This is a genomic window from Stenotrophomonas sp. YJH_SMC_138 (assembly GCF_059369855.1).
Map to the genome: position 1 here is coordinate 70079 of NZ_JCAFTB010000006.1, position 13765 is coordinate 83843.

The following is a 13765-nucleotide window of genomic DNA, read 5'->3' on the forward strand; positions in this document are numbered from 1 at the left end:
CACGGCCCCTGCGCGTACAGAGGACAGACCTTCACCCGCCCGCCGCGAACGCCGATGTACCCTGACGCCGCCAGCAACCCCCTCAACTTCGATACCGCACGCATCGTGTCCAGTTCCCAGCAGCCGAGCAGCGAGCCGACGAACTGGGCCGGTGACATGGACGGCGTGGCACGGCTTCGTGACCGCGACTGTTTCATGCGGATCTATGATTACTTCATGCCGCGGCTGTGCGTATACCTGCGGGGCCTGGGCGTGCCTGACGCGGTGGCCGAGGAACTGGCGCAGGAGAGCCTGCTGCGGCTATGGCTGCGCGCGGCCGACTTCGATCCCGCGCAGGGTGCGCTGAGCACGTGGCTGTATCGCATCGCCCGTAACCTGCACATTGACCGCATCCGCCGCGAGCGCAGCTGGATGCAGGTGCAGGCAGCCGTCGAGGACGCAGCAACCCTGGATGTGATCGAACGCAGCAGCGCCGAACAGTTTGCCGACCAGGCCCGGCTGCGCCAGCGCATCAACGAACTGCCCGCCGTGCAGGCGCGCTTGGTGCGCATGTCCTATTTCGAGGCCAAGAGCCACAGCGAGATCGCCGAGGCGATCGGCATGCCCTTGGGCACGGTCAAGTCGCATCTGCGGCGCGCGTTCCTGCAGCTGCAGGCCAAAGTGGGAGGTGCGCTGTGAACCCGCGCCACCACCTGCACGAATCGACGTTGATGAGCTATGCCGCAGGCGCGCTGCCCGCGCCACTGAGCGTGGTCGCTGGTACGCATCTGGAGCAGTGCCCGCACTGCCGCCAGCGCCTGCGCGAGGCCGAGGCGATCGGCTCGGTGCTGCTCGAGCAGACCCAGCCGCCCGCGCCTGATCCACGCCGCGAACAGCTGCGCGAGGCCATGCTGATGCAGCTGGCTGCGGAAATGCCGATTGCCATGGACCAGGCCGCGCGTCCCGTGCCGAAGGAGCGGCCCGAGGCCGACCCGGACCATCTGCCTGCCTCGCTGCACCCCTACTTCGGGGCATCGCTCAGTGGGTTGCGTTGGCGCTGGATGGCACCCGGCGTGCACTGCATCCGTGCCGAGCAGATGCCTTCGCTGATCATGCTGAGGATCGCCCCGGGCAAATGCCTGCCCATGCACAGCCATGGCCGCAGCGAGCTGACCCAGATCCTGCGCGGTTCCTACAACGATGCGCTGGGGCTGTTCGCACCCGGCGACGTGGCGGACCTGGATGAAGACGTGGAGCATCAGCCGGTGACCGCGCCGGGGGTGCCGTGCATCTGCGTGTCGGCGCTGGATGCACCGCTGGTGTTCAGCGGGTGGCTGGCGCGCAAGATCCAGCGGTTCGTGAAACTCTAGTGCGGCCCTGGCCATGGCTCAGGCACGGACATTGCGGATTCTCCTGACCGGCGCTGCAGGCTTGGTGGGGCAGGGCGTTGCCCTGGCCTGCCAGCGTTCGCCGCAGGTTGCCGGCTTGACCGCGCTGGTGCGGCGCCCGGGCAGCCTGCGCGGACCCGGCAGCGAACGGGTGGTCCCGGACTTCCTGCACATCGACGCGCAGCGTGATGAACTGGCCGGGTACGACGCATGCTTCTATTGTGCCGGTGCGCCACCGGTTGGCACTGCCGAGGCCGAGTACCGGCGCGTGACCCTGGACACCACACTGGCAGTGGCCCGCGCCTGGGCTGCGGTGAATCCGCAGGGGTCCTTCCTGTATGTCTCCGGCGCAGGCGCGGACCCGCAAAGCCGGCTGATGCCGCTGCGGGTGAAGGGCGAGACCGAGCGGGCGTTGCAGGCGCTGCCGCTGCGCGCGGTGATGCTGCGTCCGGGCGGGGTCCGGCCGGTGCCGGGGACAGGTACCCGGCATGCCCTGTTGAAACCCCTGTACTGGGGCGGCGCACCGTTGATGAAACTGGCCGGTGCGCTCGCGCCCTCGCTGATGACCAGCAACCTGGCGCTGGGCATGGCCATGATCGCCCTGGCCGGAAGAGAAAACCCGCCGGCCACGATCGAGTGCGCGGATATCAACCGGATCGCGGCAGGCATGCGCGATGCGTCCGCCTGACCTCAGCGCGGCGCAGCCTCCAGCGCGGTGCGCACTGCCAGCGCAAGGTCACTGCGGGTAAATGGCTTTGGCAGCAGGGCGGCTGCACGCCCCAGCGCGCCAACCGCATCGTGGTCGCGTGGATAGCCTGACGTGAACAGGACCGCGATTGCCGGCCAGCGTTCACGCACCTCACGCACCAGCTCCCAGCCGGACATGCCCGGCATCACCACGTCCGAGAACAGCAGGTCGACCTTGGTGTCCGGCCGTTCCAGCAGCCGCAACGCCGAGGGGCCGTCGTGCGCTTCCAGCACGCGGTAGCCCAGCAGGCGCAGCGCGTCGACTGTATGCGCACGGACATCGTCGTTGTCCTCGGCCACCAGCACGGTTTCCTCGCGTGGCGAGTAGCCGGCCAGGCCCGTCTGCGGGACGCGAGCCTCGCAAGGCAGCGCCAGAGGCGAGCGCGGGAACATCATGGTGATGCTGGTACCGCCGCCTTCCACCGAATCGATCAGCACGTGGCCACCGGACTGCTTCACGAAGCCGTGCACCATCGACAGGCCGAGCCCGGTGCCGCGGCCGACCTGCTTGGTGGTGAAGAACGGCTCGAACACGCGCGCCAGGGTGGCCGCGTCCATGCCGTGGCCGTTGTCGCGCACCCGCAGCATCACATACTCGCCGGGGGAAGCATCCGGGAACAATGCGGCGTAGTCGTGGTCGAGGTGGCTGTTGTCGACTTCGATCACCAGGCGGCCGCCGTGCGGCATCGCGTCGCGCGCATTGACCGCCAGGTTCAGCACCGACGCTTCCAGTTGGCTGATGTCGATCTCCACGCACCAGATGTCCTCGGCGGTGCGGATGTCCAGTTGCACCAGTTCGCCCAGCGCCCGCCGCAGCATGTCCTGCATGTCCAGCAGGCACTCGTTGAGGTTGGCTGCCTGGCTGTGCAGCGGCTGGCGCCGGGCAAAGGCGAGCAGGCGCTGGGTGAGGCTGGCGGCACGGCCAACCCCCTTCAGGGCATTGTCCAGGGCACGGCTGGCCATCGCGCCGGCTTCGCCGGCCCGTTCGCTGAGCAGCATGGCGTGCTCGATGTTGCCCGAGATCACCGTCAGGATGTTGTTGAAATCATGCGCGATGCCGCCGGTGAGCTGGCCGACGGCCTCGATCTTCTGCGACTGGCGAAGCGCATGCTCGGCCTGCCGCCGCGCAGTAGTTTCCACCGCCTCCGATACCACGGCGGTGGCCACGCCGTCGGCGTCCAGCAGCGGGCGCAGCGAGACGTCGAAGCTGCGCCGGCCGGTGGGCAGTTCCAGCTCGAGGGAATGCAGCGAGTTGCGACCCTGCGCCGCCGCGGCGACGGCCTGGTCAACCACCGCGCCGACGCCGTCGGTGTTGGCGAACCACAGGGATTCGCCGAAGCGCTGGCCGACAATGTCCTTCTTGTCCGCCAGCACGGCGGCCAATGAAGCGTCATTGGCATCGACCACGCGCCCGGACAGATCCAGCAGCACCTGATGCTGGAAGCTGGATTCAAAGATTGCCTGCAGCCGCCGTTTGCTGGCCCGCAGTTCGGCGGTGCGCGCCTGCACCTGCTGCTCCAGGGCCTGGTTGTCCTCACGCAGGGCCAGTTCGGCCTGCTTCAACACCGATACGTCGCTGCCCATGCAGATGTAGCCGGCCACGCTGCCATCGGCGGCATGCTCCGGCACGCAGTCCATCTGCACGAATCGTGACTGGCCGCTGCGATGCACGAGCTCGACCTGGAAGCTGGTGCGCTCGCCCTGCAGCACGCGTTCCAGGCTGGGGAGGGCACGTTCGAAGGCGCTGATGCCGCTGACATCGCGGGCAAGGCGTCCCAGCAATTCGGCCTGGCTCACGCCATGCCAATCCAGGAACGCCTTGTTCGCGAAGCGGTAGCGGTGGTCCTTGTCGAGCCGGGCGATCAGCGCCGGAACGGCGTCGGTCACCTGCTGCAGCTGCGCCTGGCTCTCATTGAGCGCAGCCTGCGCCTGCACCAGCTGGTTGCGCTCGTGGGCTTCCTGCCGTGCGCGACGGATGGCATCCGGCAAGCGCTGCAGGCGCTGCTTCACCACATAGTCGCGTGCGCCGCGGGTCAAGGCCTGCACGGCCAGCTCTTCGGTCAGGGTGCCGGAGACGAAGATGAAAGGCGTGTGCGGGATGCGCTCGCGCGCCAGCGCAAGGGCGGCATCGCCATCGAATCCGGGCAGTACATGGTCGGCCAGGATGATGTCGAAGGGGCGATTGTCGATCGCCTCGATGAACGCATTGCGGGTCCACAGCCGCTCGGCCTCGAAGTCGAGGCCTGCGCGCTGCAGCTGTGCGCTGATCAGCTCCGCGTCAAGCGCGCTGTCCTCCAGCATGAGGATGCGCAGGCGCTCACTGCGGCGCGATCCATCACGCATGGTGCTGCCCCGAACCGTTGGGCCGGTGCGGCGGTGGCTGGTTGGTGATGCCCCAGAACATGCCCAGCCCCTGGATGGCATCGAAGAATTCCTTGAAATCGACCGGCTTGACCACGAATGCATTGACGCCCAGTTCGTAGCTCCGCACCAGGTCCTGCTCCTCGCGCGAGGAGGTCAGCATCACGATCGGGGTGCTGCTCAGCTGCGCGTCGCCACGGACCTGTTCGAGCACTTCCAGGCCATTGACCTTGGGCAGCTTCAGGTCCAGCAGCACCACGACCGGGCCGCCGTGCATGGCGCCGGCGAACTTGCCTTCGCAGCGCAGGTAGTCCAGCGCCTCGGCGCCATCGCGCACGTGGATGACGTCGTTCAGCAGCTGGCAGCGTGACAACGCGGCCATCGTCAGTTCGGCGTCTTTGGGGCTGTCCTCGACCAGGAGGATCGGCCGCAGGTCCCTCATGGGTGATCTCCTGTGGAACGGGGTAGGGTGAAATGGATCGTGGCGCCCTTGCCGGGTTCGCCCTCGGCCCAGGTGCGGCCGCCGTGGCGGCCGATGATGCGGCGCACATTGGCCAGGCCGATGCCGGTGCCTTCGAATTCCTCGACGTGATGCAGGCGCTGGAACACGCCGAACAGCTTGTCCACGTAGCGCATGTCGAAGCCGCAGCCGTTGTCGCGCACGAAGAAATGGTCTTCGTCGTCGTTGCGTTCGTGGCCGACCTCGATAACCGCCTGCTCGCGCTCGCGGGTGAACTTGATCGCGTTGCCCAGCAGGTTCTGCCAGACCAGGCGCAGCATGGTCGGATCGGCCTCGACTTCCGGCAGCGGCGCCAGCGTCCACTGCACCTCGCGGCCGGCATAGTCCAGGGCCAACGTCCTGCGTACGTCCTCGGCCAGCGCAGCCATGTCCAGCCGCACCCTGCCCACCGTCGAGCGGCCCATCTGCGAGAAGCTGAGCAGGTCATCCACCAACGTGCCGGCAGATTTCGCCGATTCCACGATGGTGTCGAGGAAGCGACGTTCGGTGTCGTTGAGGCGCTCGCCCGCAGAGCTGCCCAGCAGCTCCGAGTAGCCGACGATGTGGCGGAAGGGAGCGCGCAGGTCGTGGCTGACCGAATAGGAGAACGCTTCCAGTTCCTTGTTGCTGCGCACCAGCTGTTCGTTCAGCTCCGCCATTTCCTCGGCCTTGCGCAGCACGATGTCGACAATGGCGGTGCGCATTTCGTGCGCGGCATCGCAGTCGGCATCACTCCACGGCAGGCTGCGCTGCTGCACGGTCTCCTTCCACGCCTCGAACGAGTTCCGCGGCGACAGGGCCACGCCGGGTGCCTCGGTCTTGCGCGGGTCGCCCCCCCAGCGCACGGTGCGCACGACCTCCGGCCGGAACCACATCAGGTAGCTGTGATGGAGCTGCGAGATCGACACCGCCAGCAGGCCACTGGCCACGTCGGTCAGGTGCGCGGCAGGCGACCAGTCGCCGGCGAGATGATCGGTGCAGTACATTTCCTGCCCGGCGTGCTGGTTGGCCAGCCAGTCGGCCAGGGCCAGCACCTCGCTGGGGGGCGGGCACTGCCCCACGCGCATGCAGTCCCCCTTGTGCACGATGGCCGCGCCGGCCGCGCCGGTCAGGGACAGCAGGCTGGCCTCATCGTGGCGCAGCGCCGCCATGAACTCTTCGTCCCCGGCCATGCGTGCCAGCAGCTTGACCAGCACCGAGCGACGGGCCACGCGTTCCTCGATCGCGCGCGCGCGCTCCTTCAGCGCGATCTGCAGCGACAGGATCTGGCCCATGAACTCACAGGCCGTACGCACGTGGTACGGCAGGCGGCGCGGCTGCACCGCGTGGCAGGACACCAGGCCCCACAGCCGCCCTTCGTGCACCAGCGACACCGACATTGATGCCCCGGTGCCCATGTTGCGCATGTACTGCAGGTGCACCGGCGAGACGCTGCGCAGCACGGCCAGGCTCAGGTCGGTGGGAGGCGCGTCGCGATGCGCTTCCGCGCGCAACAGCGGCGCAGGGGTGTAATCGCTGTCCGCAATCAGGCGCACCCGGTTGCGGCGGTACAGCTCACGCGCCTGGGCGGGAATGTCCGATTCGGGGAAGCGCAGGTCCAGATAGGATGGCAGCAGGCCGTTGCCGTCCTCGGCCACCACCGTGCCATTCCAGCCTGCATCGAACTGGTAGACCAGGGTGCGGTCGAAGCCGGTGAGGCGTCGCACATGCGCGGCGGCCAGCCTGCACAGGTCTTCCACCGTCGTGGCGGTCTCGATGCCGGACATCAGCTCGCGGATCGCCGGGTACAGCTCTTCCAGCGAACCGGGCTGGCCCGGAACCGGCGCCTCCAGTTCAACCAGAAGGTCGGTTGCAGACCGGTGCACGAGCAGCTGGTGGCGGCCATGGCCATCCAGATGCACCGCGCCCACGTGTGCGCTGCTGCCGACCGTGGCCTGCTGCAACACCGCCTGGAACGGCGCCAGCACGCCACCCAGCACCTCGGCGACGTGTTGCATCAATGGCTCGCCGAACTGCTGCAGCAGGGCGGGGTGGCTGATGGCGCGCTCACGCACCTGCAGCGAGTGCGGTTCCACCACCAGAAGCACACCGTACGGCTGGATCGCGCCGGGGGTATGGATCGGTTCGCGCGCGCAACGCGACAGGGCAGCGTCGTGCGTGGGCTCAGCAGAAGGCATCAAGGGCGGGACTCATGATTCGTGAAGGGCAGGAACGACCCAGCGGTGTATCCGGTAACCATGGATGGTGAAGCAAAAGAGCGTATCCGCCTACCTCCCTGTGCATGTGGCGTGTCCTCCATCTGAAACTGAATTCTTCATACAAGCAGCGATGCGCATGCGGCAGGCGTCTCTGCCGGCTTCGCGGCCAGTGCATCTGCGCTGCACGCCGGCTCGACAGCGGCTGCCCTAGGGTGGCTCGACTTCCGTCGGATACCACGCCCGTGAACCTGCAGACCCTGCCTTCTACGCCGTACCGCATGCTGGCTGACAGTTGCCAGTTCGAACTGCTGGATGTGGATGCCCTGCAGGACCCCGCCAGTGGCCGGTTGCTGCACCTGTATTCGCTGGTGGCCCGTTGCCTGTCCTGCGAGACGGTGTTCAAGGCCGAAGAAGGACAAGGCCTGGTCAGCCATTCGTCGGCGCGTGTGGTGCGTTGCCCCACCGGCTGCGGGCAGCAGGCGGTCAAGCCGGCGCTGTTGAGGAACTGGCGCCCACAGGTCGTGGCCCAGGCGTAAGTGATGCGGCGCGCTGTCACAGTAGCCCGGGGTTGGCTCGCCAGACTGCGAAGTTGAGCGCCGAGGCGAAGCAAATCCAGGCCAGATAGGGCAGCAGCAGTACGGCTGCCATCTTGCGGACGCGCACGAACGCGAGCATCGTCGCGCACACCAGCGCCACCAGCACCAGGATGTCGGCGAAGGCGAGGGCGCCCAGCTTCCAGCCGAAGAACAGCCAGCTCCACAGTGCATTGATGGCCAGCTGCACCAGATAGAGCCACAGCGCAGGCCGCGCGCCGCGCCAGCCGCGCTCCCGCCAGACCAGCCACGCCGCAATCGCCATCATGGCGTACAGCAGGGTCCATGCCGGGCCAAACACACCGGCAGGCGGCGCCCATGCAGGCAGGACGAGGGTGGCATAGAAGCTGGCGGCGGACGTCGAGGCCCACGCGCCCAGTGCGGCGGCGGCGAAGGTGATCGCCACCCATCCCAGAAGGCCATAGGCCTGTGTGCGCTTGTTCATTGCGTGCAACTCGTCAATTGGGGCGTCGGTGTATACGCACCGGGGCCGCAAATGGATGCAGACGGTTGCCTTCAGGGCGACGAGCCTGCAGCACCCGTGCCCTGGCCCGCTGGCAGCAGCGAAGGCTGCTGGTCAAACCACTCGCGTGCCTTGGCCAGATGCCATTGGCGCTGGTCGCCGTCCAGCTCGATGCCCGCACCCAGCAGCCCCCACCGTAGATAGAGATCACCGCGCTTGCGCTGTTCCAGCAGATCCAGCCGCGCGCGCACCGACAGGCGGTCGTTCTCGGCCTGCAGGCCATCGATGACCAGATGGCCAGGGCGCCAGCGCAGCGTCGCCTGCGCCTGTACCTGTCCGGAATCCAGCAGGGACAAGGTCCAGCGCGGGTAGTCGGTGCGCTCTGCGAACAGCGCCAGCAACGGTCGCGCATCGCTGAGATCGAGGTCCGTGGTGGCATCCACCTGGAACGGCGACTGCGCATCGATGCGCCCACGCCTGAAGTCCACGCGGCCTTTCCATGCCGTCGAGCCCTGCGTGCCCGCCACCTGCACGTTGCGCAGCTCGACCGTGGTGCCGGACAGATCGAAATGACGCTGGTTGAAGTCTCCCCGGCGCAGTGTTGCGTTCACGTCGATATCGCCGCCCATGTCCAGCCCTGCCACCTTTGCACTGGCGTTGCGCCCCAACAGCCGGGCCGTGCCATGGCCGACGCGCCCGTCGGTATCGAGGGTCGCATCACCACTCACGGTGCCGGTGCCACGGAGCAGTCGCACCTGGGGCGAGCCCAGGTAACGGTTGTAGGCGGTCAGATCAGGGATGGTGGCTTCACTGAAGCGCAGCTGCGCGCGGACGCCTTTGCGCAGTTCCTGCAGGCGGCCATCGCCGGTCAGGTCCAGGGCCAGATCCCGGCCGTCGAACAGGCGCACGTGCTTGGCATCGCTTGGCCGCGCGGTGAAGCGGGGCAACCGGACGGCCAGCCGCGCCTGGCTGGGCGTGCCGGCCTTCAGTTCGCCGTGGGCGCTGGCCGTGCCCGCCAAGCGCACACCCGCCACCTCGGCCACGGCTTCGGCTGCAGGAATGTCCACGGTGCTGCCTTCGGTCAGCTCGCCGTTGCGAAGGCGCAGGTCCGCCTTCAGCGTGCCGCCGCCATCCAGCTGCAGCCACGGCTTGCGCACGAACAGGGCAGGGATCCAGTTGAGCGAGGTGAACGTCCATTCGCCGCGCACTGTGCCAGAGCTGCGTTCCAGCAGCAGTGCGGGCTGTTGGAAGGGAATGTCCCGGCCACTGATATGCAGATCGGCATCCACCTCGCTGCCTGAACCGGACTTTTGCGGCAAGCGGGCCTGCAGGCGCAGGTCCTTGGCCACATTGAGTTGCAGCGCCAGCATGCCGCGATCGGGGGCGCCGTCGCCCAGGTAGAGCGGCACCTGCCACAGCGCGTGGTCGCCGGGCTGCAGTTGGCCATCGATCAGGTGGAGTGCGGCCTGCAGCCGTCCGGGCACTGGTGCGCTGGAGATCTTCGGCGTTGTGGCATTGGTGTCCATGCGCAGGCCCTGGCTGCGGGCATCGACCTCGAGCTGGGCATGCAGCAGCTTCAACTTGGCCAGGCCGGGCGCCTGGTCCCGATAATGGCGCGGATAGCTGAAGCGCGCGGTGAGATCCATGTCGCCCAACAGCTGCACGCCGTCAAAACTGGTGTCCGCATCGCTGAATGCAACCTCGGATTCGAACAGTTCCGACGGCCCGCCGCGCAGCTGCTTGAGGAAGCCCACCGTGCCCTGGCCCTGGCCGATGATCAGCAGCTTGCCGAAACGTGCGCTGCGGATACTGTCGCTGTGGATGGCATCGAAGCGCAGGGTCCAGCCGCGGTCGCTGCGCGGCGGTGGCGGGATGGCCTCTTCCACGCGGCTGATCTCGGCCGAAACCCCGGTGGCCTGCAGCCGGGGCACCCGCACCTCGCGCTGGAACAGGGGCAGTACCGCCAGACGAGCGCTGGCGCGGTCGGCGTGCAGCACGTAGACCGTGTGGTTCACATGGCCGCGCATGTGCACGTTCCAGGCGATGACATGGCCTGGCAGCACGGTAATGGCCGGCCCAGTGGTCATCACGAACTTGTGCGGCTTGCGGTTGGTGACCTGGTCAAACAGCGGTGTGTTGAGGAAGATGTTGCCGGCCAGCAGGTACAGCAGGTAGATGCCCAGCAGGACGCAGGCAGGAACACGCCACCGTCGAAGCCGGTGCGGGATGTGCGCGGAAACAGGGGGCATCTACTGCTCTGAAGGCCGGAATATCTGGAACTATTGCCGAGCCGATGGCGGTGGCGCGTGAAGCAGCTACGGAGCAGGCGTTGGATTCTGGTAGTGTCCGGCCTGGTCACCACCACAGATCTGCAGGAGTCGCATGGATATCCGGCCCGCCCGTGCAGGCGATTTCGACGTGATGTGGGGCATGTTCGAGCAAGCTATTGCGACGCAGGATGCGCTGCCCTTTGCTGGCTCTTTCGCTGTCGAGACGTTTCGCGCGCATTGGTTCCAGGCCCAGGCACCTCATGTAGCTGTGCTGGAGGGCCGGGTTGTGGGCATGTACAAGATGGGCCCGAATTTCCCTGACCTTGGGGCGCATGTGGCCAGCGCCACGTATGTGGTCGACGCCGCGACACAGGGGCGGGGCGTGGGCCGAGCCCTGGTGGAACACAGCCTGGAGCGGGCGAGGGCGGAAGGGTTCCTGGCCATGCAGTTCAATTACGTGGTCAGCACCAACGGCCCGGCGGTGGCGCTGTACCGGAAGCTGGGGTTTGCGGTGGTTGGGACGCTGCCAGAGGCCTTCCGGCATGGCCAGCGCGGGTTGGTCGATGTTTTCGTGATGCACAGGTTCCTGTAGTGCCGTCGCAAGGGCGGTCGCCTCAATCAGCATTCTTCGGGAGCGTGATGACGAATGAGGTGCGGCCATCACGCCATCTTCCATGGACAGTGCCGCGGTGCGCGTGGCAGATTTCCCGCACCAGGAACAGGCCGAGGCCAAGGCTCGCGTGTTCTCCCTGTGACGCGTTGAGCGAGCCTCGGCGCAAGGGATCAAACAGGCTGTTGAACACTTCGTCCGACAGTTCGGCCCCCGTGTTGCTCACCGTGATCAGGATCTGGTCGGCGAGGCCCTCAAGGCTGATCCGCACATCGGTGCCGTGTTCGCCGTACTTTGCGGCGTTGGTCGTGAGGTTGTGAACCGCCTCGCGCAACGAAGAGGCATCGAAGCAACCGCGGGCATCGCCTTCAACCTCATACGTGATAGGGACGTGGGGCAGGGCAGCGCGGAGCAATTCGACTTCCTCGCCAAGCGATTGGGCAAGATCGCAGTCCACCGGATGAATGGCCATCCCATCGCCCAGCTTGCTGCGGCTGTAAGCCAGCAGGTCGTCCAGCAGCTTTTTCATGCGCATGCTGCCGTTGATGATCCGCTCGGCCTGCTTGGCCAAAGCTGGGTCCTGCAGCCCACTGGCCAGGGTGTCTGCCGAGAAGATGATCGCTGCCAAGGGGCCTCGGAGATCATGCCCGAGCGCCGCGAGGAAGATCTGCCGCCAGGATTCGACCTCGGCAGAGAACTGAGCAAGGGATTCGGCCACCGCCTGGTCGATGGCCTCATTGAAACGAAGGATGTCATCGATCGATGAAGTGACCAGCCGCTGGTCGGATGCCCATCGCCGAAGTACCGAAGCCCGAAGCGCTCGATACTCAGCCACCATCTGGTTGAGGCCAAAGCCGGCGATGGCGCGGGTTCGGCCATGATAGGACGCGGCGGACTCGGGACCGGGTTTCAACGGTGCAAGCCCGTGGGACTTTGCGAGCTGCTGGGAGTCTGTCTGCGGCGATCTGAGATCGTCTATGACCGCCTGAAGAATCTGGGGAAGATGATTCCGAAGTTGCTTTGCGCTGAACTCGACGGTATCGGGTGCCTGCGTTTCGGCGAATGCCACCGCGTCGTCGAGGATTTCTCGCGCATTCCGTCCGATAAAATCAGCCAGGCGCATCGCCAAACCCGTCCTTAAGTGGTGCGCCGAGCCTACACGAGGGCGTTTGGATACGGGGTGAGAAAGGCTCGGCCTGTGGGGCGCGGTTCTGCCGGTGTTGGGGCGGCCATTTGAAGGGGGAGCCTGCAGCGCGGGTTGGGCCCGGGCGGCGGTCGCCCGGGCCAGTCTGGCTAGAACATAATATATATTATGCGAAAAAGTGGTACTTCCCCTGGTGTTGCGTGGAAGACCGCCTTGAGCTCCTTTGACCGCAACAGTAAGCATGATTAATGGTACAAATTAGGCTGCTTGGTTTGATGGGATCTGCCTGTGCTCTGCCTGCTCACAGATACTCTGGTTCCAAGCTCGCTACGTGGTGCCTTGCTTATCGATGATGCACAAAGGTTGCCACGGTACTGGGCTGGCGTTTGGGCTTTGATGGCCAACCACGACCTCGCCGCATCCAGCCAGATCAAGAAACTTCGGTACATCGAGAATCTGTACGGCCATGCTGACCGCCTGTTTGGCAGCCATGCGCTAGATGACGCGTTGGGCAGCCTGAACGATGCCGTGCTCGCCGACATCCTGGAGTCCTGGTTCATATCGATCCGAAATCAACCCTCCGTGGGCCCAGCGGACGAATCCCGCTGGCGAGCAGGCCTTGAATTCGTCGTGTCGATCGTTACTTGGTTGTCCAAGACAACGCTCTCAACCAACCGGCTCCGACAGATTGAGGCCCGGTTGCATCGCTTGTCCGAACTGTACGGGCAACTGCACATCCGTCAAAGCAGGCACACGAATCAGATCCGATCGCTGCCGGCGAGCGTAGTCCAGGCGTTATACGAAGTCCTGGACCCATCATCTGCCAGCAATCCTTTTCCACGCAGGCATACCCGATGGCTCGCCTTCGTGGCCTTCTTGTTGATGCTCCACCAAGGCCTTCGACGCGGCGAGCTACTGCTCCTTACCGCGGACGTGATCAAAAACGCCTTTGATGAAAGACAGCAGCGATCCCGTTGCTGGTTGAACGTGCAAGAAAGCCAATATTCCGACGACGATGATGATCCGAGGTACTCCAAGCCCAGCATCAAATCGGCAAGTTCGGTCCGTCAACTGCCAGTGAGTGACGCTATCGCTGGGCTGATCCAAACCTACGTCGAAAACTATCGAGGAAAGCCTAGCCACGCCTTCTTGCTGAACACACAGCAAAACAGCCCGTTGTCGACAGAATCAGTGACGAAGATGTTCGCAAAAATATCCGCCTGCCTACCACCGTCGATCCGCCAAGAATTAAAGGACCGTAGCGGAAAACAGTCCGTCACACCCCATGACCTCCGCCACACGTGCGCCGTGGTGCGGCTGAATCAATTGCTCCAGCAAGGGGACTCGATGGACGAAGCCCTGCAGAAGTTGCGCGCCTTCTTCGGTTGGTCCAGAGAGTCACAGATGCCAGTTCGCTATGCCCGGGCAGTGTTTGAAGATCGTCTCTCGTCAGTCTGGAACGACGCGTTAGACGAGAGAGTTTCCGTTCTAAGAGCGATCCCCTCCTAGGCCT

General features: G+C 65.7%; 12 protein-coding genes. 6 read left to right on the top strand and 6 right to left on the bottom strand.

Annotation, left to right across the window (positions count from 1 at the left end):
* Positions 1 to 54 precede the first annotated feature (54 nt).
* Genes AC5P7I_RS13845 through AC5P7I_RS13855 form a run of 3 tightly spaced genes read left to right on the top strand, consistent with a single transcriptional unit; the run spans position 55 to position 2055 of the window.
* The gene (locus AC5P7I_RS13845; RefSeq protein WP_014647131.1) at positions 55 to 678 is read left to right on the top strand and encodes a sigma-70 family RNA polymerase sigma factor; all 624 of its coding nucleotides are present in this window, start codon (positions 55 to 57) and stop codon (positions 676 to 678) included.
* Positions 675 to 1349 (top strand): ChrR family anti-sigma-E factor, encoded by a 675-nt coding sequence (locus AC5P7I_RS13850; RefSeq protein WP_075075968.1) that lies wholly within the window; start codon positions 675 to 677, stop codon positions 1347 to 1349. Before AC5P7I_RS13845 ends, AC5P7I_RS13850 begins: the two co-directional genes overlap by 4 nt.
* A 13-nt stretch (positions 1350 to 1362) precedes the next feature.
* Positions 1363 to 2055, top strand: a complete 693-nt coding sequence (locus tag AC5P7I_RS13855) for a Rossmann-fold NAD(P)-binding domain-containing protein (protein WP_032961090.1) — start codon at positions 1363 to 1365, stop codon at positions 2053 to 2055.
* Positions 2056 to 2057: 2 nt separating this feature from the next.
* Here the strand turns inward: AC5P7I_RS13855 and AC5P7I_RS13860 are convergent, their stop codons facing one another.
* Genes AC5P7I_RS13860 through AC5P7I_RS13870 form a run of 3 tightly spaced genes read right to left on the bottom strand, consistent with a single transcriptional unit; the run spans position 2058 to position 7151 of the window.
* On the bottom strand, positions 2058 to 4457 hold the full coding sequence (locus tag AC5P7I_RS13860) for a response regulator (protein ID WP_262087588.1): 2400 nt from the start codon (positions 4455 to 4457) through the stop codon (positions 2058 to 2060).
* Positions 4450 to 4917, bottom strand: a complete 468-nt coding sequence (locus AC5P7I_RS13865) for a response regulator (RefSeq protein ID WP_014647135.1) — start codon at positions 4915 to 4917, stop codon at positions 4450 to 4452. The genes AC5P7I_RS13860 and AC5P7I_RS13865 overlap by 8 nt, the downstream gene beginning before the upstream one ends.
* Positions 4914 to 7151 (bottom strand): ATP-binding protein, encoded by a 2238-nt coding sequence (locus AC5P7I_RS13870; protein WP_197620884.1) that lies wholly within the window; start codon positions 7149 to 7151, stop codon positions 4914 to 4916. The genes AC5P7I_RS13865 and AC5P7I_RS13870 overlap by 4 nt, the downstream gene beginning before the upstream one ends.
* 263 nt (positions 7152 to 7414) lie before the next feature.
* Between AC5P7I_RS13870 and AC5P7I_RS13875 the strand changes: the two genes are divergently transcribed.
* Positions 7415 to 7708: a hypothetical protein gene (locus AC5P7I_RS13875; protein WP_495222163.1), complete on the top strand. Its 294-nt coding sequence runs from the start codon at positions 7415 to 7417 to the stop codon at positions 7706 to 7708.
* 16 nt (positions 7709 to 7724) lie between these two features.
* On the opposite strand, the gene AC5P7I_RS13880 is transcribed toward AC5P7I_RS13875, so the two are convergent.
* Entirely contained in the window at positions 7725 to 8210 is a 486-nt protein-coding gene (locus tag AC5P7I_RS13880) for a TspO/MBR family protein (protein WP_169411055.1), read from the bottom strand.
* Between the two features lie 71 nt (positions 8211 to 8281).
* The gene (locus AC5P7I_RS13885) at positions 8282 to 10477 is read right to left on the bottom strand and encodes an AsmA family protein (RefSeq protein WP_197620883.1); all 2196 of its coding nucleotides are present in this window, start codon (positions 10475 to 10477) and stop codon (positions 8282 to 8284) included.
* A gap of 133 nt (positions 10478 to 10610) precedes the next feature.
* Here AC5P7I_RS13885 and AC5P7I_RS13890 point away from each other — a divergent pair, with 133 nt between their 5' ends.
* On the top strand, positions 10611 to 11090 hold the full coding sequence (locus tag AC5P7I_RS13890; RefSeq protein WP_169411059.1) for a GNAT family N-acetyltransferase: 480 nt from the start codon (positions 10611 to 10613) through the stop codon (positions 11088 to 11090).
* A 22-nt stretch (positions 11091 to 11112) separates the two neighbouring features.
* Here the strand turns inward: AC5P7I_RS13890 and AC5P7I_RS13895 are convergent, their stop codons facing one another.
* Complete coding sequence (locus AC5P7I_RS13895; protein WP_495222164.1) at positions 11113 to 12231, bottom strand: ATP-binding protein; 1119 nt, start codon at positions 12229 to 12231, stop codon at positions 11113 to 11115.
* 417 nt (positions 12232 to 12648) lie between these two features.
* Here AC5P7I_RS13895 and AC5P7I_RS13900 point away from each other — a divergent pair, with 417 nt between their 5' ends.
* On the top strand, positions 12649 to 13761 hold the full coding sequence (locus tag AC5P7I_RS13900; RefSeq protein ID WP_262087595.1) for a site-specific integrase: 1113 nt from the start codon (positions 12649 to 12651) through the stop codon (positions 13759 to 13761).
* Positions 13762 to 13765 lie beyond the last annotated feature (4 nt).